Origin of the sequence: Bradyrhizobium sp. th-b2, from assembly GCF_000426785.1 — a bacterium.
GTDB lineage: Bacteria > Pseudomonadota > Alphaproteobacteria > Rhizobiales > Xanthobacteraceae > Bradyrhizobium > Bradyrhizobium septentrionale.
Map to the genome: position 1 here is coordinate 258,208 of NZ_AUGA01000001.1, position 24,334 is coordinate 282,541.

At 64.8% G+C, this 24,334-nt stretch carries 24 protein-coding genes; 8 read left to right on the forward strand and 16 right to left on the reverse strand.

Annotated elements, in window-relative coordinates; all coding sequences use genetic code 11:
- The first annotated feature begins 123 nt into the window (after nt 1-123).
- The gene (locus tag K359_RS0101235; RefSeq protein ID WP_156928323.1) at nt 124-1,506 is read left to right on the forward strand and encodes an oligosaccharide flippase family protein; all 1,383 of its coding nucleotides are present in this window, start codon (nt 124-126) and stop codon (nt 1,504-1,506) included.
- 106 nt (nt 1,507-1,612) lie between these two features.
- Here the strand turns inward: K359_RS0101235 and K359_RS0101240 are convergent, their stop codons facing one another.
- The 3 genes from K359_RS0101240 to K359_RS0101250 form a co-directional block, all read right to left on the reverse strand.
- Nucleotides 1,613-2,401 (reverse strand): 3-hydroxybutyrate dehydrogenase, encoded by a 789-nt coding sequence (locus tag K359_RS0101240; protein ID WP_029077697.1) that lies wholly within the window; start codon nt 2,399-2,401, stop codon nt 1,613-1,615.
- A gap of 12 nt (nt 2,402-2,413) precedes the next feature.
- Nucleotides 2,414-3,583 carry a DUF3734 domain-containing protein gene (locus K359_RS0101245; protein WP_029077698.1) on the reverse strand — a complete coding sequence of 390 codons (1,170 nt, stop codon included), beginning with the start codon at nt 3,581-3,583 and terminating at the stop codon, nt 2,414-2,416.
- A gap of 104 nt (nt 3,584-3,687) precedes the next feature.
- Complete coding sequence (locus K359_RS0101250; RefSeq protein ID WP_029077699.1) at nt 3,688-4,185, reverse strand: CAP domain-containing protein; 498 nt, start codon at nt 4,183-4,185, stop codon at nt 3,688-3,690.
- A 345-nt stretch (nt 4,186-4,530) separates the two neighbouring features.
- On the opposite strand from K359_RS0101250, the gene K359_RS0101255 reads away from it, so the two are divergent.
- Nucleotides 4,531-5,001 carry a nuclear transport factor 2 family protein gene (locus K359_RS0101255; RefSeq protein WP_035975894.1) on the forward strand — a complete coding sequence of 157 codons (471 nt, stop codon included), beginning with the start codon at nt 4,531-4,533 and terminating at the stop codon, nt 4,999-5,001.
- Nucleotides 5,002-5,189: 188 nt separating this feature from the next.
- Here the strand turns inward: K359_RS0101255 and K359_RS0101260 are convergent, their stop codons facing one another.
- The 9 genes from K359_RS0101260 to cysG all read right to left on the reverse strand — a co-directional run bounded on the left by K359_RS0101260 (nt 5,190) and on the right by cysG (nt 13,877).
- The gene (locus K359_RS0101260; protein WP_029077701.1) at nt 5,190-6,239 is read right to left on the reverse strand and encodes a sulfate/molybdate ABC transporter ATP-binding protein; all 1,050 of its coding nucleotides are present in this window, start codon (nt 6,237-6,239) and stop codon (nt 5,190-5,192) included.
- A complete protein-coding gene (cysW, locus tag K359_RS0101265) occupies nt 6,229-7,191 on the reverse strand; it encodes a sulfate ABC transporter permease subunit CysW (protein ID WP_371261110.1) in 963 nt (320 codons plus the stop codon). The genes K359_RS0101260 and cysW overlap by 11 nt, the downstream gene beginning before the upstream one ends.
- A gap of 8 nt (nt 7,192-7,199) precedes the next feature.
- The gene (cysT, locus tag K359_RS0101270) at nt 7,200-8,006 is read right to left on the reverse strand and encodes a sulfate ABC transporter permease subunit CysT (protein WP_029077703.1); all 807 of its coding nucleotides are present in this window, start codon (nt 8,004-8,006) and stop codon (nt 7,200-7,202) included.
- A gap of 63 nt (nt 8,007-8,069) precedes the next feature.
- Nucleotides 8,070-9,059, reverse strand: a complete 990-nt coding sequence (locus K359_RS0101275) for a sulfate ABC transporter substrate-binding protein (RefSeq protein ID WP_029077704.1) — start codon at nt 9,057-9,059, stop codon at nt 8,070-8,072.
- Between the two features lie 154 nt (nt 9,060-9,213).
- Nucleotides 9,214-9,945, reverse strand: a complete 732-nt coding sequence (locus K359_RS0101280) for a phosphoadenylyl-sulfate reductase (protein ID WP_029077705.1) — start codon at nt 9,943-9,945, stop codon at nt 9,214-9,216.
- Nucleotides 9,942-10,457: a DUF934 domain-containing protein gene (locus tag K359_RS0101285; RefSeq protein WP_029077706.1), complete on the reverse strand. Its 516-nt coding sequence runs from the start codon at nt 10,455-10,457 to the stop codon at nt 9,942-9,944. The genes K359_RS0101280 and K359_RS0101285 overlap by 4 nt, the downstream gene beginning before the upstream one ends.
- On the reverse strand, nt 10,444-12,099 hold the full coding sequence (locus tag K359_RS0101290; protein WP_029077707.1) for a nitrite/sulfite reductase: 1,656 nt from the start codon (nt 12,097-12,099) through the stop codon (nt 10,444-10,446). Before K359_RS0101290 ends, K359_RS0101285 begins: the two co-directional genes overlap by 14 nt.
- Nucleotides 12,100-12,111: 12 nt before the next feature.
- Nucleotides 12,112-12,429, reverse strand: coding sequence for a DUF2849 domain-containing protein (locus K359_RS0101295; protein ID WP_029077708.1), 318 nt, complete (start codon nt 12,427-12,429; stop codon nt 12,112-12,114).
- The gene (cysG, locus tag K359_RS0101300; protein WP_029077709.1) at nt 12,426-13,877 is read right to left on the reverse strand and encodes a siroheme synthase CysG; all 1,452 of its coding nucleotides are present in this window, start codon (nt 13,875-13,877) and stop codon (nt 12,426-12,428) included. The genes K359_RS0101295 and cysG overlap by 4 nt, the downstream gene beginning before the upstream one ends.
- A gap of 247 nt (nt 13,878-14,124) precedes the next feature.
- Between cysG and cysD the strand changes: the two genes are divergently transcribed.
- The 3 genes from cysD (at nt 14,125) to K359_RS0101315 (ending at nt 19,311) form a co-directional block, all read left to right on the forward strand.
- The gene (gene cysD, locus K359_RS0101305) at nt 14,125-14,919 is read left to right on the forward strand and encodes a sulfate adenylyltransferase subunit CysD (protein WP_029077710.1); all 795 of its coding nucleotides are present in this window, start codon (nt 14,125-14,127) and stop codon (nt 14,917-14,919) included.
- A gap of 49 nt (nt 14,920-14,968) precedes the next feature.
- Nucleotides 14,969-16,888, forward strand: coding sequence for an adenylyl-sulfate kinase (gene cysC / locus K359_RS0101310; RefSeq protein ID WP_029077711.1), 1,920 nt, complete (start codon nt 14,969-14,971; stop codon nt 16,886-16,888).
- A 260-nt stretch (nt 16,889-17,148) separates the two neighbouring features.
- A complete protein-coding gene (locus K359_RS0101315; RefSeq protein WP_029077712.1) occupies nt 17,149-19,311 on the forward strand; it encodes a malate synthase G in 2,163 nt (720 codons plus the stop codon).
- A 168-nt stretch (nt 19,312-19,479) separates the two neighbouring features.
- Here the strand turns inward: K359_RS0101315 and K359_RS61010 are convergent, their stop codons facing one another.
- The 3 genes from K359_RS61010 to K359_RS0101330 form a co-directional block, all read right to left on the reverse strand.
- The gene (locus K359_RS61010; RefSeq protein ID WP_021076357.1) at nt 19,480-19,635 is read right to left on the reverse strand and encodes a Thivi_2564 family membrane protein; all 156 of its coding nucleotides are present in this window, start codon (nt 19,633-19,635) and stop codon (nt 19,480-19,482) included.
- A 113-nt stretch (nt 19,636-19,748) separates the two neighbouring features.
- On the reverse strand, nt 19,749-20,381 hold the full coding sequence (locus K359_RS0101325) for a DUF2865 domain-containing protein (RefSeq protein WP_029077713.1): 633 nt from the start codon (nt 20,379-20,381) through the stop codon (nt 19,749-19,751).
- Nucleotides 20,382-20,407: 26 nt separating this feature from the next.
- Complete coding sequence (locus tag K359_RS0101330) at nt 20,408-21,226, reverse strand: L,D-transpeptidase (RefSeq protein ID WP_029077714.1); 819 nt, start codon at nt 21,224-21,226, stop codon at nt 20,408-20,410.
- 230 nt (nt 21,227-21,456) lie between these two features.
- Here K359_RS0101330 and K359_RS0101335 point away from each other — a divergent pair, with 230 nt between their 5' ends.
- The 3 genes from K359_RS0101335 to K359_RS0101345 all read left to right on the forward strand — a co-directional run bounded on the left by K359_RS0101335 (nt 21,457) and on the right by K359_RS0101345 (nt 23,650).
- Nucleotides 21,457-22,569: an AI-2E family transporter gene (locus K359_RS0101335; protein WP_029077715.1), complete on the forward strand. Its 1,113-nt coding sequence runs from the start codon at nt 21,457-21,459 to the stop codon at nt 22,567-22,569.
- A 137-nt stretch (nt 22,570-22,706) separates the two neighbouring features.
- Nucleotides 22,707-23,078: a YqjD family protein gene (locus K359_RS0101340; RefSeq protein ID WP_029077716.1), complete on the forward strand. Its 372-nt coding sequence runs from the start codon at nt 22,707-22,709 to the stop codon at nt 23,076-23,078.
- A gap of 134 nt (nt 23,079-23,212) precedes the next feature.
- On the forward strand, nt 23,213-23,650 hold the full coding sequence (locus K359_RS0101345; RefSeq protein WP_029077717.1) for a hypothetical protein: 438 nt from the start codon (nt 23,213-23,215) through the stop codon (nt 23,648-23,650).
- A gap of 180 nt (nt 23,651-23,830) precedes the next feature.
- On the opposite strand, the gene K359_RS0101350 is transcribed toward K359_RS0101345, so the two are convergent.
- The gene (locus tag K359_RS0101350; protein ID WP_029077718.1) at nt 23,831-24,223 is read right to left on the reverse strand and encodes a hypothetical protein; all 393 of its coding nucleotides are present in this window, start codon (nt 24,221-24,223) and stop codon (nt 23,831-23,833) included.
- Between the last annotated feature and the right edge of the window lie 111 nt (nt 24,224-24,334).

Sequence of the window (24,334 nt, forward strand, 5' to 3'; positions counted from 1 at the left end):
GGCCTGCGCCGGGACGACGCAAGATGGAAGCATCCGTCACCCAACCCAATCTTAACGTTTCGTTGATAGATCGAGGCGCATCGCCGCGCTGCGGCGCTTCAGGAATTTTCCGCCTTGGCTGTGATGGAAACCCAAACCGCAACCTCTGCGCCATCGGGCCCGGTCGCACGCCTGCGGGGGCTCGCCGCGCGCCTGCTCGGCGGCACCAAGGAGGCGTCGGTCACCAAGCGCCTTGCAGGCACCATCTTCGTCATCCGCGTCATCAGCGCCGCGATCGCCTATCTCGCGCAGATCCTGCTGGCGCGCTGGATGAGCGGTTCGGATTACGGCATCTATGTCTATGTCTGGACCTGGGTGCTGCTGCTCGGCAGCACCATGGATTTCGGCATCGCGCCGTCCTCGCAGAAGATCATCCCGGAATATCGCGCGCGCGGCGACCTCGCCGCGCTGCGCGGCTTCCTCTCCGGCGGCCGCTGGGTGGTGCTGGCCGCGTCCAGCACCGTGGCGCTGCTGCTCGCCGGCGTGATCCATCTCGCCTCGCCCTGGATCGACCCCAACGCGATCGTGCCGCTCTATGTCGGCTGCCTGACGCTGCCGCCCTTCGTGGTCGCCAACACCCAGGACGGCATTTCGCGCGCGCATGACTGGATGCAGCTCGGCCTGATGCCGCAGTTCATCGTCCGGCAGGGGCTGATCATCGCGCTGACTGCCGGCGCGCTGGCGCTCGGCCTCAATCTCGGCGCGACGGTGGCGATGATCGCGAGCGCGGCTGCCGTGTACATTGCGGCGATCGGCCAGATGATCGTGCTGAACCGCCGCCTCGCCGCCCATGTCGGGCCCGGCGAGAAGACCTACGACGTCAAGGGCTGGTTCGCGATCTCGCTGCCGATCATGCTGGTAGAAAGCTTCTATCTGCTTCTCGGCTACACCGACGTGCTGATGCTGCAGCAATTCCGCTCGTCGGAAGAGGTCGGCATCTATTTCGCCGTGGTGAAGACGCTGGCGCTGGTGTCGTTCGTGCACTACGCGATGTCGGCGACGACGGCGCACCGCTTCGCCGAGTACAATGCGCTCGGCGACAAGGACCGGCTGTCGGCCTATGTCGCGCACGCCATCAGCTGGACGTTCTGGCCTTCGCTGTTCGCGACCATCGCCCTGCTCGCGTTCGGCAAGCCGCTGTTGTGGCTGTTCGGCCCGAAATTCGTCGACGGCTACAGCATCATGTTCGTCGCCGCGATCGGGCTTGTGATCCGCTCGGCGATCGGGCCGGTCGAGCGTCTGTTGAACATGCTCGGACACCAGGGCATCTGCGCGACGGCCTATGCGGTATCCTTCTTCATGAATGTCGGGCTCTGCATCGCGCTCGTCCCGCGCTACGGCGGCATGGGCGCGGCCGCCTCGACCTCGCTGTCGCTGACCTTCGAGACGATCCTGCTGTTCTACGTCGTGCGCTCTCGGCTCGGCCTGCACGTGCTGGCGTTCGGGAAGCGGCGGCCGACGTCGTAACGGGGCAGCAAGGTTCAGTCGCATCTCCAAAAGCAAAAGCCGGCCCTGATCCAATCAGGGCCGGCTCGTTGCTTCTGGCAGTCCAGCGACAAATCCCGCCGGAGAATTACTCCGCGGTCCAGCCGCCGTCGATCGAGAGATTGGCGCCGGTGATCTGCGCGGCATCGTCGCCGCACAGGAACAGCGCGAGTGCTGCGACTTGCTCCGAGGTGACGAACTCCTTGGTCGGCTGGGCGGCGAGCAGCACGTCCTTGATGACCTGCTCCTTGGTCAGATTGCGCGCCTTCATGGTCTCCGGAATCTGGTGCTCGACCAGCGGCGTCCAGACGTAGCCCGGGCTGATGCAGTTGCAGGTGATCTTGTGCTGCGCGAGCTCGAGCGCGGCGGTCTTGGTGAGGCCGGCAATGCCGTGCTTGGCCGAGACATAGGCCGACTTGAACGGCGAGGCGACCAGCGAGTGCGCGGACGCAGTGTTGATGATGCGGCCCCAGCCGCGCTTCTTCATGCCGGGCACCGCGGCGCGGATGCCGTAGAACGCCGACGACAGATTGATCGCGATGATCGCTTCCCACTTCTCCGGCGGAAACTCCTCGATCGGCGAAACGAACTGGATGCCGGCATTGTTGACGAGGATGTCGACCGAGCCGAAGGTCTTCTCGCCGAGCGCGATCATGTCGGCGATCTCGGCCGGCTTGGTCATGTCGGCCGGCGAATAGGCTGCCTTGACCTTGAAGTCGGTCTCGATGCCGGAACGCTCCTTCTCGATGTCGGCCGGAACGCCCATGCCGTTGATGACGACATTGGCGCCGGCGCCGGCGAAGGCGCGCGCATAAGCCAATCCGATGCCGCTGGTCGAGCCGGTCACAACGGCGGTCTTGCCTGTCAACGTACCCATTGTTCTTCGCTCCTATTTGCTTGCCGGGGGCGTGGGTTCGTCCCCCGTGAGATCGTAAGTCACCATGGTTTCCCCGGACTGTGGCCGTTCTAGCCATTCTTTGTGACGCATCGACAAATGCACGTCGCGCACGCCGGCGCCCCAGTGCTCGACCATCGCAAAATGGGAGAAGTCGTAGTCCTTCGACGAGCTCTCGTAATTCTTGCTCTTGTAGATCAGGTGAACCACCGTGACGGTGTTCTCCTTGGAGGCCTTGCGCAGCAGCTCGACCGACGGGTCGTTCTTCAGGTAATCCGGCAGCTTGCCGATCAGGTCGCGCACCGCCATGCGGGCATTGTGGATCTGCTTGTTCTTGTCGGTGTTCATCCGCGTCCGGCTGGAATAGCGGATGTCCTTTTCGCGCTCGGCGGCCTCCAGCAACGTCTCCGGCAACAGCCCGCGCGCGCTGAACAGGTCGACCTGGAAGATCAGGAGATCACGACTGATCTCCTCGTCCAGCACGAAGTCGAGCGGGGTATTGGAGGCGATGCCGCCGTCCCAGTAATGCTCGCCCTCGATCACGACGGCGGGAAAGCCCGGCGGCAACGCGCCCGAGGCCATGATGTGCTCGGGGCCGATCTTCTTGCCGCGCTTCTTGAAATCGTAATTGTCGAAATAGCAAAAATTGCCCGAGGTGACGCCAACCGCACCGACCGACAGGCGCGTCTTCAGATCGTTGACGCGGTCGAAGTCGACCAGCCGCTCCAGCGTCTTCTTCAGCGGCGCGGTGTCGTAATAGCTCAGCGATTGCGAGCTGCCGGGCGGCCACAGCGGCGCCGGCGGAATCCGCGGCGTGAAGAAACCGGGTACGCCGAAGGTCGCGATGATGGCGGCAGAGGTCTCGTTGAACAGCGAACGGGCGCGCTCATGCTTCGAGATCGGATTCCACGGCACCGGCGCCGAGACCATCTCCCAGAATTCCTTGAGCTTCGGCACGCGCTTGTCCGGCTCGTTGCCGGCGATGATCGCGGCATTGATGGCGCCGATCGAGATGCCGGCGATCCATTCCGGCTCGAAGCCCGCATGGCAGAGCGCCTGAAAGGCGCCGGCCTGATAGGAGCCGAGCGCACCGCCGCCCTGAAGAACCAGCACACGCTGCGCTTGCGCCGGCGTCGAGGCGGGCGCGGTGTCAGAAGTATCCATTCGTAACCGCCCAGTCAGGAATACCTTGCAGCGCACCGTGGCGGCTGTTCGCGGCCGCGTCAATCGACGAGATGCGGAAGCGGATCACGCGGATTTTATCGAGATCAGGTTGCCGCCAAAATGAGCGTCCAGAACACCTTGTATTTGGTATTCGGAGCATAGACGGCCGCGATGCCCATTTTTGTGACACCAGTCTTAAGCATATTGGCCCGGTGCGGCGGTGAATCGCGCCACCCCGAAAACGCTTCCGCCAGCGTGTGATAGCCGGCCGAGATGTTCTCGACCGCCACGGTTGCGGGATAGCCCCCGGCCTGCAGCCGCTTGCCGAGTGGGGCCTTGACGTCATGGTCCATCTTGTTGCGGGTGGCCATCGCCTGCGACTGCTGCTCGGCAAGCTTCGTCAGGTCCGGATCCACCACGACGGTGCCAAGACCATTGTTCTGGCGATACTGCGAGAACATGATGGCGGCCGCCTGGCTATCCAGCACCGCGCCGGCCTGCGCCATGTTGAGATACATGGTCGGTTCTTCCGGGATTTTGGTGTCTGCGGCACAGCCGGCAAGCACCAGAAGCCCGAACAGGGCGACCGTCGTCCATTTCACTTTAGAGAACCCCCAAGGTTGGCCCGCCGTTGTTGCATACCAACCGTGGCTGAATGGTGAACAGCGGCTAACTTTGGGGCCATCATCACCGTCATTCCGGGGCGCGAAGCGAACCCGGAATCTCGAGATTCCGGGTTCGATGCTTCGCATCGCCCCGGAATGACGACGATATCTGGCAGGTCGTCCGGATGGAGCCAACGGGTCGCGCGAACGCGCGACCGATGACAGGCTCCGCGATCCGGGGTCAGTCGATCCGCGGAGCAAGTCCCCGGATCTCGCTTCGTTGACACCATTGTGCGTTTCTGGCTCCGTCGGCCCACCATAGCCGTCGGGTTGAGGAAGATGATGAGCCAGGAAGCAGCCCTGCCGATCGCCGATTCATCGACGACGGAATCGGTCTTCGATTGGCTCGAACGGTTCGCCGCCTGCGTCAGGGCGGTGGACTATGCTGCCGCCCGTCCGTTCTGGCATCCCGACATCATCTCCTTTGGCACCTACCAGGAACTCATCCGCGGCCGCGCGCGCTGGACGGAGATGCAATGGGACAATGTCTGGCCCCGCACGGCGGACTTCGCCTTCGACCTCGGCAATACGGTGGTGCTGGCAAGCGCCGACGGCAACATGGCGACGGTGATCACGCCATGGACGAGCACCGGCTTCCATGCCGACGGCAGCCGCTTCGATCGGCCGGGACGGGCGACGATCATCCTCGCGCGTCAGACCGACGGACGCTGGCTCGGCATTCATTCCCACATGTCACTGCAGCGTGGCGTGCCGCAGGACAGCCACGGCAACCGGCCGGTCAGGGCGCGTTAGTCGCGGGCTGTTGGCCCATCCGGGCTACGGCACTTGCTTCTCCTTCCCCCTGCAAGGAGGAAGGTCGGGATGGGGGTTGGCCACAGGCGACAGCGGATGCCGTGGAGAGAGGATCCCCCCCGCTTTGCTCTGACGAGCAAAGCGACCTCCCCTTTTCAAGGGGAGGTTTGAACGCGGCGGCCGGGCCCCTAATCCTGCGCTGCGAAAATCCGGTAGCGGCGGGGCTGCAGGGAGACGATTTCGCCGGCCTGCAGCTCGCGGTCGCGGGGGGCATCGATCTCGATCACGGTCTTGCCCGCGCTACCCGACAGCGCCACTTCGGCGCGCTGGATCGGCCCGAACGAACGGACATGCCGGATGGCGCCTTCCAGGGCGCCGGTACCGGCCGGACCGACCGCCATATCGTGGCGGCGGACGAACAGCTTTGCCGCGCCCGACGCCGCGCCGAGCGCCGGAATGTTCAGCGGACGGCCGTCCAGCCGCACCGCGTCGCCGGCCACGTCGACCGGAAGCACGATGGATTCGCCGATGAAGCCATGCACGAAGGCGGTCGCCGGGTTGTCATAGACCTCGCCGGGCGAGCCGATCTGCTCGATCTTGCCCTTGTCCATCACCACGACGCGGTTGGCGACTTCGAGCGCCTCCTCCTGGTCGTGGGTGACGAAGATCGAGGTGACGTGAATTTCGTTGTGCAGCGAGCGCAGCCATTGCCGGAGCTCCTTGCGCACCTTGGCATCGAGCGCGCCGAACGGTTCGTCGAGCAGCAGGATGCGAGGCTCGATCGCGAGCGCGCGTGCCAGCGCGATGCGCTGCCGCTGGCCGCCAGACAGCTGGCTTGGATAGCGGTTGGAGAGCCAGTCGAGCTGCACCAGATCGAGCAATTCCTTGACCCGGGCGCGGATCGTCGCCTCGTCCTTGCGGATCGCGCGCGGCTGTACGCGCAGCCCGAACGCGACGTTCTCGAACACCGTCATATGGCGAAACAGCGCGTAGTGCTGGAATACGAAGCCGACCTGACGCTCGCTGGCGCCGCGTGACAGCGCATTCTCGCCGTCGATCGCGACCTCGCCGCTGTCAGGCCAGTCCAGTCCCGCGATGATCCGCAGCAGCGTTGTCTTGCCGGAGCCGGACGGGCCGAGCAGCGCCAAGAGTTCGCCGTCGGCGACCTTGAGATCGACATTGTCGAGCGCGGCAAAGCTGCCGAACGTCTTTACGATATTCTTGACTTCAATCGCCATCGGGCACCTCTGCCTCGTCGAGTCGTTGCTCGAGAACGGTCTTCGCCACCAGCGTGATCAGCGCCAGCATCGCCAGCAGCGATGCGATCGCGAACGACGCGACGAACTGATATTCGTTGTAGAGAATCTCGACCAGGAGCGGCATCGTGTTGGTCTCGCCGCGGATGTGGCCGGAGACGACCGACACCGCACCGAACTCGCCCATCGCGCGCGCGTTGCAGAGCAGGACGCCGTATAGCAGGCCCCATTTGATATTGGGCAGCGTCACGCGGAAGAAGGTCTGCAGGCCGGACGCGCCGAGCGAGATCGCCGCCTCCTCCTCCTGGGTGCCTTGCTCCTGCATCAGCGGGATCAGCGCGCGCGCCACGAACGGGAAGGTGACGAAGATCGTCGCCAGCGCGATGCCGGGCACCGCGAACAGGATATGGACGTTGTGCGCCTGCAGCCACGGACCGAAATAGCCCTGCGCGCCGAACAGCAGCACGAAGACCAGGCCGGAGATCACGGGCGAGACCGAGAACGGCAGGTCGATCAGCGTGATCAGGAAGGTCTTGCCGGTGAATTCGAATTTCGAGATCGCCCAGGCCGCGACCACGCCGAACACCAGATTGAGCGTGACCGAGATCGCGGCGACCAAGAGCGTCAGCCTGATCGCGGCGAGCGCCTCGGGCTCGGCCAGCGCCGCGATATATGCGCCGATCCCTTTCGAGAAGGCGGACGCGAACACCACGACCAGCGGCAGCACGACGAACGCACTGAGGAAGGTGATCGCCAGCGCGATGATGATGAAGCGGATCGGGCCCGGCTCGGTGCGCAAATTGCGCTGCGCCGTGCCCGGCTCCGCGCGCGCGATCTCGAGCCGTGGCGCCGGAGCCGCCACGCTGACATCCGTTGCCGGCGCGTAGGTCCGCAGTTGCGTCGTCGAGGTCACCAATCCCGTCTGCATCGACATCTCGAACCTCAATGCACGGGAATGCGGGCTTGCGCCCAGCGCTGCAGGCGATTGATCACGAAGATGATCAGGAACGAGGCCACCAGCATCACGACCGCGATCGCGGTGGCGTCGGCATAGCGGAATTCGGACAGCCGGATCACGATCAACAGCGGCGCGATTTCGGAGACGTTGGGCAGATTACCGGCGATGAAGATCACCGAGCCGTATTCACCGATGGCGCGGGCAAAGGCCAGCGCAAAGCCGGTGAGCAGCGCCGGGATCAGGCTCGGCAGGATGACGCGGAACACGGTGTGCCAGCGATTGGCACCCAAGCTCGCCGCGGCTTCCTCGATCTCGGGATCGAGATCGATCAGCACCGGCTGCACCGTGCGCACCACAAAGGGAATGCCGATGAAGATCATCGCGATGAAGATGCCGATCGGCGTGAACGCGACCTTGATGCCAAGTTCGGCGAGCGGCGCGCCAAGCCATCCCTTCTGCGCGAACAATTGCGTCAGCGCGACGCCGGCGACCGCGGTCGGCAAGGCGAATGGAATATCGACGATGGCGTCGAACAGCCGTCGGCCCGGAAAACGGTAGCGCACCAGCGCCCAGACGATGATGGTGCCCATCACCAGGTTGACGCAGGCGGCCGCAAACGAAAGCCCAAACGAAATCTTCAGGGCGTTCAAGGTGCGGCGGCTGGTGACGATACCCCAGAACTGGTCGAGGCTGAGCTCGAACGTCTTCAGAAACAGCGCGGCCAGCGGAATCAGGATGATAACGGAGAGCCATGTCAGGGTCAGTCCCATCGTGAGACCGAACCCCGGCAGGGTACTGCGCCGTGCAACCGCTGTGCTCACAAATCCCCCTGTTTGGCCCGGACGATAACTCGATCAGTTCTTGTAGATCTGATCGAAAATGCCGCCCTCGGCGAAGTGCTCCTTTTGGGCCTTGGTCCAACCACCAAAAACGTCGTCGATGGTGAAAAGTTCAACCTTGGCGAAGGATTTTTCGTACTCCTTGGCGATCTCGGGATCGCGCGGTCGGTAGGAGTTGCGCGCGGCGATCTCCTGGCCTTCCTTGGTGTACCAGTACTTCAGATAGGCTTCGGCGACGGCGCGGGTGCCCTTCTTGTCGGCAACCGTGTCGACCACCGCGACCGGCGGCTCGGCGAGGATCGACTGCGCCGGGGCCACGATCTCGAACTTGTCCTTGCCGAATTCGCGTTGCGCCAGAAAGGCTTCGTTCTCCCACGCCAGCAGCACGTCGCCGACGCCGCGCTCGACGAAGGTGACGGTCGAGCCGCGCGCGCCGGTGTCGAGCACCGGGACGTTCTGGTAGAGGTCGGCGACGAACTTCTTCGCCTTGTCGACTGAGCCGAACTTCTTCTGCGCATAGCCCCAGGCGGCCAGATAGTTCCAGCGCGCGCCGCCCGAGGTCTTCGGGTTCGGCGTGATCACGGCGACCCCGGGTTTGATCAAATCATCCCAATCCTTGATGCCCTTGGGGTTGCCCTTGCGCACCAGGAACACGATGGTCGAGGTATAGGGCGAGGCGTTCAGCGGCAGCCGCTTCTGCCAATCGGCCGCGAGCAGGCCCTTGCCCGCGATCGCATCGATGTCATAGGCGAGCGCCAGCGTGACCACATCGGCCTGCAATCCGTCGATCACCGAGCGCGCTTGCGAGCCAGAGCCGCCATGCGACTGCTTGATCTCGACGCTCTTGCCGGTTTCCTTCTGATAGGCCGCCGCGAACGCCTTGTTGAAATCGACATAGAGCTCGCGGGTCGGATCGTAGGACACGTTGAGCAGCGAAACGTCGGCCGCGAAGGCCGAGCTCGCCCACAACAATCCCGCGACCAGCGGCAGGATACGACGGATCATTTCTGTCTCCATTCAACCCGAGAATGTCAGGGAACACGCCAGACATAACTCGCGGCGAAGTGGCTTTAAGTCAACGAAACCGGTTTTCTTTGTTTGCGGCCGTGCAGCGCGCTTGTGCTACGAAGGCGCCGCACTGCGAAGGCTTTGTCGTGTGCTACGACATCTTCATTGTATGAATGCCGCATTCCGTCTTGGCCCGGCCACGCCAGCGGCCGTCGCGCGCATCCTCGCCGGCGGCAGTCCGGCTGCTACAAGGCATACACCCGACCGACTGATATCCCGATGCGACAAGTGGATGCGGCGGCAGCTTGCCGAGCGTGTAGATCGCCTCGATCTCCTCGCGCGAGACATTGGCGAACGGATTGAATTTCAGCCTGACCCCGTCGTCCTCGACGACCGGAATCTCGGTGCGGGCGCCGCCCTGGAAACGCTTGCGGCCATTGATCCAGCCGGCGAACGGTTTTAGCGCACGCGCCAATGGCTCGACCTTGCGGATCCGGCAGCAGGCATCGGGATCGGTGAACCACAATTCGCGGTCCGGATCCTGGCGCGACAGCGCCTGCTCATCGGGCTTGATCGAACGCACATCGGTGAGGCCGAGCGTAGCTATCAAGGTGTCACGATAAGCCAGCGTCTCCTCGAACAGCCAGCCGGTGTCGAGGAAGACCACCGGGATCGCCGGGTCGACATCCGCCATCACCTTGAGCAGCGCGGCGGACTCGGTGCCGAACGACGACACCAGCACCAGCCTCTCGCGGCCGACCGTCTTCAGCGCAGCCGCGATCACCTCGGCGGGCGATGCCGTGCGCAGCGCGCGATCGAGTGCATCGGCCGCGGGCAATCCGCCCGGCGCCGCGGCTGCGAGCTCTGGTGCAAGCGTGCTCACTGGCCAGCGCTCTCCGAGTGACGCAGCTGCATGCGACGGTTGAGCGCGGTGACGCGGCCGTCACCGGTCGGCTGGTAGAACACCGAATAGCGCTTCATGGTCGCGGCGAAGGCGTCGGCATCGGCATCCTTCTTCACCTCGAAGGCGTCGAAGCCGGCGCGGGTCATGAACACGAACTGGTCGCGCAGCACCTGCCCGGTGGCACGCAGCTCACCGTCATAGCCGTAGCGCTCGCGCAGCAGGCGCGCCTGGCTGTAGGCGCGGCCGTCGCGGAAGGTCGGGAACACCAGCGCGACCGAGGCGAGCCGATCGAGATGCGACACCAGATCGTCGAGATTGCGGTTGTTCGGCCAGATCACGCCGACCTTGCCGGGGCGGCGCAGCAGCGCCTCCGGATCAGCGAGAAAGCGTTCGGCGCTCACCAGCACCGCGCCGTCGCCCGGCAGCTCGGCGCCGTCGGCGACATGGACGAACAAATCGGTGGTTAGTCTTCCCTGCTTAACGAGTGGCATAGACCCGCTCCCTGAAAGGCTCGACGCCCAGACGCTTCACCGTATCGACGAACAATTCCTCGGGACGGTCGCGCAGCGCGAGATAGGCTTCGACAATGTCTTCGATCACGTCGGCGACTTCCGCATAGGGAACGGCCGGGCCGATCAAGGTGCCCATCTGCGCGTTCTCGTCGGCGCGGCCGCCGATCGTGATCTGGTAGAATTCCTCACCGTTCTTCTCGACGCCGAGAATGCCGATGTGGCCGACATGGTGATGGCCGCAGGCATTGATGCAGCCGGAGATGTTGATGTGGAGCCGGCCGATCAGGTCGGCGGTGTCGTGATTGGCAAAGCGCCGCGTCAGCTCCTGCGCGATCGGGATCGAGCGCGCATTCGCCAGCGAGCAGTAATCCAGTCCCGGGCAGGCGATGATATCGGTGACCAGGTTGACGTTCGGCGTCGCCAGGCCGAGCCGGTCGAGCGCCTTGAACAGTGCCGGCAGGTCGCGCTTGGCGACGTGCGGCAGCGCCAGGTTCTGCTCGTGGCCGACGCGGATTTCGCCGAACGAATATTTGTCGGCGAGATCGGCGAGCGCGTCCATCTGCTCGGCGCTGGCATCGCCGGGCGGGCCGCCGACCGGCTTCAGCGACAGCACGACGATCGAGTAGCCCTGCACCTTGTGCGGGAACACCGAGTTCTTGCGCCAGCGCTCGAACAGCTTGTCATGCGCGGCCTGCTTCAGCTCGTCCGGCATGTGCGGCAGCTTTTCGTAAGACGGATAGGAGAAGCGCGAGCGGACCTCCTCGATGGCGGCGTGGTCGAGCGTCAGCCCGACATCGCCCATCTGCTTCCACTCCTCGTCGACTTCCTTGGCGAACTTCTCGATGCCGAGCTCGTGCACGAGGATCTTGATGCGCGCCTTGTAGATGTTGTCGCGGCGGCCGTACTGGTTGTAGACGCGCAGGATCGCCTCGATGTAGCTCAGGATATCGCGGCCGGGCACGAACGGCTTGATGGTCTTGGCGATGAACGGGGTGCGGCCGAGGCCGCCGCCGACCAGCACCTCGAAACCGGTCTCGCCGTCGGCATTCTTGTGCAGCCGCAGGCCGATGTCGTGGATCTTGATCGCGGCGCGATCGTGCTCGGAGGCAGTGATCGCGATCTTGAACTTGCGCGGCAGGAACGAGAATTCCGGATGCAGCGTGGTGTGCTGGCGGATCAGCTCCGACCAGATCCGCGGATCCTCGATCTCGCCCGGCGCAACCCCGGCCCACTGGTCCGAGGTGACATTGCGCATGTTATTGCCGGAGGTCTGCATCGCGTGGATCCCGACCTCGGCGAGGTCGGACAGCGCGTCGGGTAGCTCGCTGAGCTTGATCCAGTTGAACTGGATGTTCTGCCGGGTGGTGAAGTGGCCGTAGCCGCGATCGTAGCGGCGCGCGACATGGGCGAAGCGGCGCAGCTGCTTCGACGACAGCGTGCCGTACGGGATCGCGACGCGGAACATGTAGGCGTGCAGCTGCAAATACACGCCGTTCTGCAGACGCAGGATCTTGAATTCGTCCTCGGTGAGCTCGCCCGAGAGGCGGCGCTTCACCTGGTCGCGGAATTCCGAAACACGCTCGTTGATCAGCGTGCGGTCGAGTTCGTCATATGCATACATGATGGATGAGCCTTACGCCGGCACCTGAAGATCGATCGTGACGCCCTTGGCGCGGATGTGTTCACGGAGATTGCCCGGCTTGACCTTGCCGCCGTCCTTGAGCTCGACCGGCGCGATATAGGGGCCGACCGCGCCGACGTCGTCGGCGGCGGCTTCGGCCAGCAGCGCGCGGGCATCGTCGGAGGTGCTGACAATGGCGGAGTCGGCGAGTTCGGTGGACCAGCCCTTTTGCGCGGTCCGGTACACCACGGCGCCATCCCAGGTGCGGTTGGCGGTCACCACTGACGGGCCCGTGATCCTGATTTTCTTCTGTTCAAGCGGAGAGGTCATTCGGCAGCTTTCAGCAGTTCGGAGAACATCTGGTTGGAGAAGAGTTGGGTGACGTTGGATCGGCTCCACGGCGCGGAATGCGCGACCACGTCGCCGATGATGAGGACGGCGGGACCGCCATCGACCTGTTTGACCAGCTCGGGCAGCCGCGCCAGCGTGCCGACCGCAGCCTTGGCGTCGGGCCGTGTCACGCGGGCGAACACGCCGACCGGCGTCTCCGGCGAGCGGCCTGCTGCGAGCAGACCTTCGCGGATCGAGGGCGCCGCGGTCATGCCCATGTAGACGACGACGGTCATCTTGTTGTCGGTCAGCACCGACCAGTCGACGACTTCGGCATCGCGCGCCTTGTGCGCGGTGAGGAAGGTGATGCGCAGCGCCTCGTGCCTATAGGTCAGCGGCACTTCGAACTGCGCGGCGGCGCCAAGACCGGCGGAGATGCCGGGAACAATGGAGTAGGCAACGCCGGCGTCGCGCAGTGCCTCGATTTCCTCGCCGCCGCGGCCGAACACAAAGGGATCGCCGCCCTTCAGCCGCACCGCACGCTGGCCCGCCTGCGCCGCCTCGATCATTAGGCGGTTGATGGCGTCCTGGCCGATGCCGGGCTTGCCGATCCGGCGGCCGACCGGGGTTCGCGCGGCATCGCGCCGGATGCGGTCGAGAATTTCAGGTGACACCAGTTCGTCATAGAACACGACGTCGGCATCCTGCAGCGCGCGCAGCGCCTTCACCGTCAAGAGATCAGGATCGCCGGGTCCCGCACCGACCAGCGTGACGTGGCCAATGGCTTTGCCCTCTGCGCTCGCGCCGGCGAATACGGCGGGATCGGTGATCGCGTTCAGCGCCTGCTCGGCTTCGTCCTTGCGGCCGGCCAGCACCAGCGCGCCGATCGGGCCGTCGACGATGCGCTCCCAGAAGCGGCGGCGCAGCGGAAACTCTTCGATGCGGGTATGGATCGATTTGCGGAAGCGGCCGATGAAGCCGGCGAGGTCGCCGATCCGTGCCGGCAGCACCGCCTCGATCTTCTCGCGGATGCGGCGCGCCACGACCGGCGACGTGCCGCCGGTGCCGACCGCGACCACGACATCGCCGCGATCGACGATCGCGGGCATGATGAAGGTGGAGTGGACGAGGTCGTCCATCACATTGACCGGCAGGCCGATCGCCTTGGCCCGCACCGACATCGCAACGCCGATGTCGCCGGCGCCGGCGCACAGCACGGCGATGACATCTGAAAGATCAGCGGCGAGCGGATCGCCCTCGGCGCGCTCGATCCGCGCGGCCTCCTCCGCCGCAAGGCCGGCGAGATCATGGTCACCGTCGGTCGCGTACCAGCGGACCGCGGCGCCGGCAGCCGCAAGCAGCCGCAGCTTGGCGCGCACGAGTTCGCCCGCTCCAACGAGCAGCACCTTGCCGCTTTGCAGATCCAGAAACACCGGCAGATATCGCATCAGACACTCGCTTCCCCAACTTGGGGGTTGACTGAAATTATTTTCTATTTATCTCTCGATCAAGGCCAGCAAAGAGAAAATTATTTCTTCTCTATTGCAGCGCAACTTTAGAATTTTCACCTCCACAGGCCAAGGCCGATAGATGCATCTTCTCGACAAAGAATCCGCCGCTGCCGGATCACGGGCTGCAGCCCTTGCACAAGCATCTTCCGTGCCGGGGATTTCGGCCCATCAGGCCCCCCCGACCATGGATCACCTGGACGAGCTCGAGGCGCAGAGCATTTACATCCTGCGCGAGGCATTCGCCCGGTTGAAGAAGCTCGCGCTGTTGTGGTCGCTCGGCAAAGACTCCAATGTGATGATCTGGCTGGCGCGCAAGGCATTCTTCGGCCGGGTTCCGTTCCCGGCGATGCATGTCGACACCGGCAAGAAGTTTCCGGAGATGTACGCGTTCCGCGACCGTTTCGGCAAGGAATGGGATCTCGACCTGCGCGTCGAACCCTGCCCGTCGATCGACAGCGTCGATCCGACCCTGCCGCCGGCCGCGCGCTCCGCGGCGCGCAAGACAGAAGGGCTGAAGCTCGCACTCAATAAGTATGGCTTTGACGGATTGATCGCCGGCATCCGCCGCGACGAGGAGGCGACGCGCGCCAAAGAGCGTGTGTTCTCGCCGCGCGGCCTCGAAGGCGAGTGGGACGTGCGCGACCAGCCGCCGGAATTCTGGGACCAGTTCAACGCCTCGCCGCCGCAGGGTGCGCATTTGCGCATCCATCCGATCCTGCATTGGACCGAGGCCGACATCTGGGCCTACACCAAGCGTGAGAACATCCCGATCATCCCGCTGTATCTCGCCAAGGACGGCAAGCGCTACCGCTCGCTGGGCGATCAGGACATTACCAACCCGGTCGCTTCGACCGCGTCCAACATCGACGAGATCCTGACCGAACTCGACGCCACCAAGATCCCGGAGCGCGCCGGCCGCGCGCTCGACCACGAGACCGAGGATGCGTTCGAGCGGCTGCGTGTCGCCGGCTATCTCTGATCGACTGGCTTCTCAACATTTGGCTTTCCCACTTCGCGCGAGCGTTCCGATGAACATGATCCTTCCCACCGCCTCGATCTCGGCAACGCCCAACGGCACGACGCGGCCGCAGGTACGCATCGTCATCGTCGGCCATGTCGATCACGGCAAGTCGACGCTGGTCGGGCGCCTGCTGCATGAGACCGGCAGCCTGCCGGACGGCAAGCTGGAAATGTTGAAGGCTGTCAGCGCACGGCGCGGCATGCCGTTCGAATGGTCGTTCCTGCTCGACGCGCTGCAGACCGAGCGGGACCAGGGCATCACCATCGACACCACCCAGATCCGCTTCCGCACCCGCTCGCGCGACGTCGTGCTGATCGACGCGCCCGGCCACGCAGAGTTCTTGCGCAACATGATCACCGGCGCCTCGCAGGCCGACGGCGCGGTGCTGATCATCGATGCACTCGAAGGCGTGCGGGACCAGACCCGCCGGCACGGCTATCTGTTGCATCTGCTCGGTGTGAAGCAGGTCGCGGTCGTGGTCAACAAGATGGACCGCGTCGACTTCAGCGCCGAGAGGTTCAAGGAGATCAGCGACGAGATTTCCGCGCATCTGATCGGCCTCGGCGTCAGGCCTACGGCTGTGATCCCGATCTCGGCGCGCGACGGCGACGGCGTCGCCGAGCGCACGCCGCGGATCGACTGGTACAAGGGACCGACCGTGGTCGATGCGCTCGATGCGCTCGAGCCGGCGCGTCCGCTCGCCGAGTTGCCGCTGCGGCTACCGGTGCAGGCGATCTACAAATTCGACGACCGCCGCATCGTGGCGGGCCGCATCGAGTCCGGCAGCCTCAAGGCCGGCGACGAGATCGTCATCATGCCGACCGGCAAGATCGCCACGATCAAGACCGTCGAGAGCTGGCCGGTGACGCCGGTCAACGGCCCGCAGGGCGCGGGGCGCTCGGTCGGCATCACGCTCGACCGCGAGCTGTTCCTCGAGCGCGGCGACATCATCGGACATAGCGGGCAGAGCCCGCGCGACACCCGCCGCATCCGCGCGCGGATCTTCTGGCTGCACGACAAGCCGCTGACCAAGGGCGAGCAGATCCTGATCCGGCTCGGCACCAAGGAAAGCCGCGCCACCGTGGTCGCCATCGAGAAGGCGATCGACCCCGGCGCGCTGTCCAACGAAGAGAACAGCGCTATCGCGCGCAACCATGTCGGCGAGATCGACATCTCGCTGGCGCAGCCGGTTGCGACCGATCCCTACACCGACAATCCGCGCACCGGGCGCCTCGTGATCGAGGTCAACGGCCGCATCGCCGGCGGCGGCCTCGTGCTGTCGGTCGACGCCGGCCGGCCTGCGGTGCCGGTCGATATCGTGCCGGTGGAATCCGCCCTGCGTGCGGACGAGCGCTCGGCGCGCTACCACCACAACGGCGCCGTGATCTGGCTGACCGGCCTGCCCGGCTCGGGCAAGTCGACCCTTGCGCGGGCGCTGGAGCGGCGGCTGTTCGGAAATGGCGGCTCGCCGATCCTGCTCGACGGCGACACGCTGCGTGCGGGCCTCAACAGCGATCTCGGCTTCTCGCCGCAGGATCGGGCTGAGAACATCCGCCGTCTCGCCGAGGTCGCGACCCATCTGGCGCGCAACGGCCATATCGCGATCGTCGCCGCGGTGTCACCGTCCGCCGCCGACCGTGCGACGGCCCGCCGCATCGCCGACAACGCGTTCCGCGAGATCTATGTCGCGACGCCTGCCGAGGTCTGCGAGACCCGCGACCCCAAGGGCCATTACGCCAAGGCCCGCTCCGGCGGATTGCCGTCCTTTACCGGCATCACCAATGACTACCAGCCGCCGGCCGGCAACGAATTGACCATCGACACCTCGAACCGCTCGGTCACTGAAGCCACCGACGAGATCGAGCGGATGCTGGCCGAGACCGGCATCCTGTTCGACGAACTGACCGATCTCGCGGCGAATATCTGACCTCGCTCGCCTGTCATCGCCCGGCTTGTCTGGGCGATCCAGTATTCCAGAGACAGCAATTATCGAGCCGGGAGGCCGCGGCGTACTGGATGCCCCGCTTGAAGCGGGGCATGACGGCGTCATGCGCGGCAACAAAGGGGCCTTCTCAGAGCCGGGACTTTAGGGCTAAAAGGGCCGTGAACGCGGCCCTTTGGCGCGTTTTTTGCTGATTTCTTTCGAAAACAGCTCCTAAAACGCCCGTTTCTTTGAGAAAGCCCATCATGACTCGTGTCGATGCCCATGGATTGAAGATCGCCCCTGTCCTGTTCGATTTCATCGCCAAGGAGGCGACGCCCAAGGCCGGGATCGCTCCCGACGCGTTCTGGGCCGGACTTGCCGCCATCATCCAGAAGCTCGGACCGAAGAACCGCGAGCTGCTCGCGGTCCGCGACACGCTGCAGGCCAAGATCGACGACTGGCACCGCGCCCACAAGGGCAAGGCGTTCGACATCAACGCCTACACCGCGTTCCTGAAGGACATCGGCTACCTGCTGCCGGAGCCCGCGACCCACAAGGTCGAGACATCCAATGTCGATGAGGAAATCGGCAAGATCTGCGGCCCGCAGCTCGTGGTGCCGCTGACCAACGCCCGCTATGCGCTGAACGCCGCCAACGCGCGCTGGGGTTCGCTGTACGACGCCTTCTACGGCACCGACGCCATCCCGCACGATCCGAGCGAAGCTGGCCGCGGCTACAACAAGGCCCGCGGCGACAAGGTGATCGCGAAGGCAAAGGCCTTCCTTGACGCATCAGCGCCGCTTGCGACCGCAAGCCATACCGATGTGACCTCCTACAGCGTGATCGCCGGCCAGCTGTCGGCCAAGCTGAAGAGCGGCAATTCAACCGCGCTGAAGGACGGCGCCCAGTTCGCCGGCTATCAGGGCGATGCGGCCCAGCCTTCCGCGATCTTGCTCGTCAACAACGGCATGCATGTCGAGATCAAGATCGACCGCAGCAACATCATCGGCAAGGATGATCCGGCCGGCGTCGCCGACATGATCCTGGAATCGGCTGTTTCCACCATTCTCGACATGGAAGACTCGGTCGCCGCCGTCGACGCCGAGGACAAGGTGCTGGTCTATCGCAACACGCTCGGCCTGATGAACGGCACGCTGTCGGCCGATTTCGACAAGGGCGGCAAGACGTTGACCCGTTCGCTCAATGCCGACCGCGTCTACAAGAAGCCCGATGGCAGCGAGCTGAAGCTGCACGGCCGCAGCCTGCTGCTGATGCGCAATGTCGGCCACCACATGTTCACCGACGCGGTGCTCGACGCCAAGGGCGAGGAGATTCCGGAAGGCCTGCTGGATGCCGCGGTCGCCGGCCTGCTCGCGATCCACGACATCAAGGGCAATTCCAAGGTCAAGAACAGCCGCACCGGCTCGGTCTATATCGTCAAGCCGAAGATGCACGGCCCCGACGAGGTGACGCTGACCTGCGACCTGTTCGCCGAGGTCGAGAAGATGCTCTCGCTGCCCGAGAACACGCTGAAGGTCGGCATCATGGACGAGGAGCGCCGCACCACTGTCAATCTCAAGGCCTGCATCCAGCGCGCCTCCAAGCGCATCATGTTCATCAACACCGGCTTCCTCGACCGCACCGGCGACGAGATCCACACCTCGATGGAAGCGGGTCCGATGATCCGCAAGAACGACATGAAGGCGCAGCCCTGGATCAAGGCCTATGAGGACTGGAACGTTGACAACGGCCTGGTCGACGGCCTGCCCGGCCATGCCCAGATCGGCAAGGGCATGTGGGCCGCGCCCGATAAGATGGCCGACATGCTGGTGCAGAAGATCGGCCATCCGCAGGCCGGCGCCACCACCGCCTGGGTGCCGTCGCCGACCGCGGCCACGCTGCACGCCCTGCACTATCACCAGGTCAACGTAACAGCCCGGCAGCAGGAGCTCGCCAAGGGCGGGCCGCGCGCAAAGCTCTCCGACATCCTCACCATTCCGGTGTCGCAGTCGAACTGGGCGCCCGACGATGTCAAGCAGGAGATCGACAACAACTGCCAGAGCATATTGGGCTACGTGGTGCGCTGGATCGACCAGGGCGTCGGCTGCTCCAAGGTGCCGGATATCCACGACGTCGGCCTGATGGAAGACCGCGCCACGCTGCGCATCTCGAGCCAGCATCTGGCGAACTGGCTGCATCAGGGCGTCATCACCAAAGATCAGGTGATGGAGTCGCTGAAGCGCATGGCCGTCGTGGTCGACAAGCAGAACGCCGGCGATTCCCTCTACAAGCCGATGGCGCCGTCGTTCGACGGTGTCGCCTTCAAGGCCGCCTGCGACCTGATCTTCGAGGGCCGTACGCAGCCGAACGGCTACACCGAATACATCCTCACCGCGCGCCGCCGCGAGGCCAAGGCCGCCGGTTGATCGGCGAGTCGCGACGAGAAGCAAAAGCCCCGGCGATGAGCCGGGGCTTTTTGTTGGGCGTTGGCGGTGCCGCAGGCGTCATTGCGAGCGAAGCGAAGCAATCCATCTCACCACTTGTGGAGGCATGGATTGCTTCGTCGCTTCGCTCCTCGCAATGACGAACTCAGTCTAGAACACCGCCAAATATTTCAGCAGCGAGACGATGCCGATGATGATGACGACGACGCGCGCGATCTGCTTGGCGCGGCCGTCGAGCGGCAGCATGTTGATGAGATAAAGAACGAGAATAATGACAAGGAAGGTGACGAGTACGCCGACGAGCATGCGGGGCCCCCTGATGGCATCGGTAAATGTGCTGTTCGCCCGTTGCTAACGTGCGAGACGGAGCCCGGTTCCGGATCACGGAACCGAAAGTGGGCCGCCTCGTGCAAGTGGCGCTACTCGCGCGCCAGCACCGCCGGACGCTGATATTTGGCGCGGATGCGATCCGGCGCCGGCGTGAAGTTGAGAGATGCCCCGCGCCGGTCCGCGCGGCCGACCGACATCAGCCCGTCCTTGCCGGCGACGATGTCGCCCTTGCGCAAGGTCGGATCGTCCTCGATCTTCACCGCGGCCAGGCCGACCGGATCCTTGCCGTTGCAGGTGCAGCCCGCGACGATCTGGTCACGATAGCGGAACGCGTTCGGCAGCTCGGAATAGGGCTTGCCGTCCTCCGTCGCGGCGTTGTCGATATTGCCGCCATAGACCACTTCGGTCGCGCTCGCCGGGCAGAAACTGTTGCAGCTCTCCGCCTTGCTCTGATTGCCGGTCGCTGCCAGCGGGAAATAGCGGCCGTCGCAGGTCCGCACGCAGTAAGCCTGACCGCCGTCATAGCGCGCGCGACGCTCGGCCCGCGGCGCGACAGGCGCCGGGCCGTCGTCGAACGGGACCCGGATCACCGGCGGACGGCCCTGCATGAAGCCGCCGAACAGTTGCGAGAAGAAGTCCTGGGCTTGCGCCGCGGGCGCAAGGGACAGGCCGAGCAACGCCGCCGTCCCGAACGCCCACCGCCTGGAATATCGCTTCACCATCACCGCCCCTCATACAACGCCGATCCTCAGTACAACGAGGAAGCGGTCGGAATGTTCATCGCCTGGCGGCCTGAGGGCAGCGTCATCACCGCGGGCCGCGGCTGCACCGGTGCCGGCCGGACCGAGATCTGCGTCGTGGTCGGGCCGAGCTCGCGGGCGGCGAGATGCGGCGCGTTCTTCGGCAACACCACGACTTTGGTGCCGACATCGACCCGGCTGAACAGGTCGGAGACATCCTCATTGGTCAGCCGGATGCAGCCCGACGACACGTACTTGCCGATGGTCGACGGATCGTTGGTGCCGTGGATGCGGTACTCGCTGGAGCCGAGATACATCGCGCGTGCGCCGAGCGGATTGCCCGGGCCGCCGGCCATGAAGCGCGGAAGATAGGGCTGGCGCTTGATCATCTCGGCCGGCGGATGCCAATCCGGCCATTCGGCCTTGCGGCTGATGGTCTGGACGCCGGCCCAGGTAAAGCCCTCGCGGCCAACGCCGACGCCGTAACGGATCGCCCGGCCGCCACCGAGCACGTAATAGAGCGCGGTGTTGCCGGTATCGATGATGATGGTGCCGGGCGCTTCCGTCGTGTTGAGCGCGACGGTGGTGCGGCGCAGCCGCTCCGGCAGCGCGCCGCCCTCGCTGGCCCCGCTCGAGGGATCGTTCATCACCTCGTCGGATGGAAATGCACCCGGCTGCGTCGACGCATAGCCGAGCGCAGACGAGCGGACTTGCGCGCTGGCCGAGGTGGTGACAACGAACGGCGTCACGAACAGGACGCTGGCGAAGGCAAGGTTGCGCGCGGCGCGCGACGCAAGCCGGCGGCTGGAGAGAGACTGCTGTGTCATGTGCTGCCCCTGGACGGGATGCGCATCGTGGTGATGCTACGCCAGTTCAACGCACGCGGCCGTCAGACGGTTCCGGCGCGAATCATCGCAAGCCCGAGATTGTCAACCCGCCGGCCGTCACGAACCCGCGATGGAACCTTTGCCGGCGCGGGCCGTTGTCAGGCGCCATTGGACGCGCGGGGTGACCTCGCAGCGCGAAATTCGTTTTGCCTTCGTGCGGGAGGAAACTGGTGCGCGCGTTTCCGGGTGAACGTCTGCTTGGCAATCCGCCCGAAGGCACGCCCTTCCCCGACAGCAAGGCCGAACTGCCGCCGATGATCAGCCGCGCCGAGGTCGTCGCGTTCGCGCTGGTCGCGCTGCTGGTGATCGTCGTGGTGGCCGTGCTCTATCTGGCGCGCGCGTTCTTCCTGCCGATCACGATGGCCTTCATTGTCGGCACCATGCTGTCTCCGGCGGCGAACCTGCTTGAACGCTACCGGATCCCGCGCCCGCTCGGCGCAGTGTTATTGGTGATCGCGGTCGGCGCGACCGTCAGCTTCATGGTCGGGTTGATTTCCGCGCCCCTAATGGAATGGAGCTCGCGGCTGCCCGAGCTCGGCGCGATCCTGAGGGAGAAGCTGCATGTGTTCGACCGGCCGCTCGCGCTGTGGCAGGAATTGCAGAGCATGCTCGGCGGCTCCGATACGCTTGCCAGCCTGCAGCTGCCGAAATTCGAATGGGTGCAGCCGACGCTGGAATTCCTGTCGCCGACCTTTGCCGAATTCCTGCTGTTCATCGCGACCCTGATCCTGTTCATCGCGAGCTGGAAGGACCTGCGCCGTGCGCTGGTGATGAACTTCAGCGAACGCGCGGCGCGGCTGCGCACGCTGCGCATCCTCAACGAGATCGAGACCCATCTCGGCAATTACCTGCTGACGGTGACCATGATCAATGTCGGCGTCGGCATCGTCACCGGTGCGATCTGCGCGGCAACCGGCATGCCCAATCCGGCCGGGCTCGGCGCACTCGCCGCGACGCTGAACTTCATTCCAATCATCGGCCCGGTCGCGATGTTCGTGGTGCTGGTCGTGGTCGGCATCATCGCCACCCCGACCATCGGCGCCGGGCTGATCGCGGCGGCCTGCTTTGCGGCCGTGACCTTTATGGAAGGGCATTTTGTCACGCCGATGATCGTCGGCCGCAGGCTGTCGCTGAATGCGCTCGCAGTCTTTCTCGCGCTCGCGTTCTGGACCTGGCTGTGGGGCCCGATGGGCGCCTTTCTGTCGTCGCCGCTATTGATCGTGGCGTTGATCGTGAAAGAGCATTTGATGCCGGACAATTCGCCGCAGCTGCCCGAGGAATAGAAAGCGTTTTCAAGCGAGGCAGGCACCGGCTTGCGTCGCGAACACCTGTCGAGCGAACAGGCCAAGTTTCGCATCTGGAACTTTGCCTGCTGCGGGGCGTTTTTCCTTACAACACGCGAATTCTCCGGGAGCTTTCGATGTCGAGCACGGACAACGCATTTGGGATCAAGAACATGACGGACAAAGCGACCTACGAACGCCTGGAAAAGGATGTCACCGCCGTGAAGAACGATATCGCAGCCCTCACCGAACAAATCACTGACGCGCTCAACTCGTTCGCCAACAACGCGGGCAAGCAGGCGCGCCGCCACTACAAGGATGCGCGCGCCAATGCGGAATCGACGCTCGACGACATGTCGGAGCGCGGCAGCGCGATGATGGGCGCGGCGCAGGACGCGGCCTCTTCGATCGAGGAATCGCTAGAAGACATGATCACGCAGCGGCCGCTGGCGACCGTCGGCCTGGCGCTCGGTCTCGGCTTTCTGATCGGCGTCGCCTGGCGCCGCTAACGGATCTTCTCGAATGAGGCCTGTGGAGGCGGTCATCCGCAAACCTCCCCTCTGGACGCGATGGCAGCGCTGGCGCGCCGCCGCCTCGTTTGTCGATGCGCTTTTCAAGGCGAGATTGAAGGCAAGGTTTGGCAATGCTTCAGCGGCTGATCAATGACGTCAAGGAATCCACCGGCAGCGCGTTGCGCCTGACGTCGCTTGCCGCCGCTGCCGCGATCGCGCTGTCCATCACCATCGCCTTCCTTTGCGCGGCCGCCTTTGTCTTCGTACTGCAGCACTACGGCCCGGTGGAGGCGTGCCTGTCCGGCGCCGCAGTGTTCCTGGTCGTCACGCTGGTCGCCGCCAGCGTTTACATCGTGCGTAAGCGCGAGGCACGCCAGCGTGCGGAGAAGGCGGCAAAGGCAGCCGCGGCCAATGTGTTTGCCGACCCTGTTGTGGTCGCCACCGGCCTGCAGATCATCCGGGCGATCGGCGTGAAGCGGTTGATCCCGATCCTGGCGGTCGGTGGCCTCGCGCTCGGCCTGATGGCCAGCCGCAGCGCCGCCGCTAGCGGTCAGCCGGAGGAGGAGTGACGCCTCGTACGGGAACAACCGGTGTCATCGCCCGGCTTGACCGGGCGATCCAGTACGCCGCAGCCCATCGGCTCAATCACGACTGCCTCTGGAATACTGGATCGCCCGGTCAAGCCGGGCGATGACAGCTGTGCCTGTTGAGATCGCGGAGCTTCTAGTTGAGATCGCGGAGCACCGTTCTCAGGTCACGCAGCGGCCGGGCTGCAGCAGCTTGGCCACTTCGGTCAAAACGCTAACCACGGGCTCACAAGCCACCTTGCGGGTGTCGCCGGGCCGGGCCCGGGCGGGCGCTGTGGGGCGATTGCGAGCCTCTTCCCGCGCCACGGGAACGCGGACCAGCACCGACGTCTCGGGAAGCCGATCGACCTTCAGCGCGACGGTCCTGCTCGGCAGGCCGCTTGATGGAACCGCGGCGCGGTCGGTCTTGGCGGTGCGATTGACCGCGCTCTCCGGCGCCAGTTCGGTGGTGACCTTCTGAGTTCCAATGAGATCGTGGCCGGATGCGAGCTGCACCGCGCCAAGCGTCAATCCGCCCGCCAACGCAGCGAAAATTCCCTTTTGAATCTTTGGCATGGTGATGTCCCTCGCCCCATGGAAGTTTCCCTTGGCGATCACGGACACAACGCGAGCGGAACCTGTGGAGTTCTCGCGTCCGGCCATCACTTAACCGTGTACGAAAATATT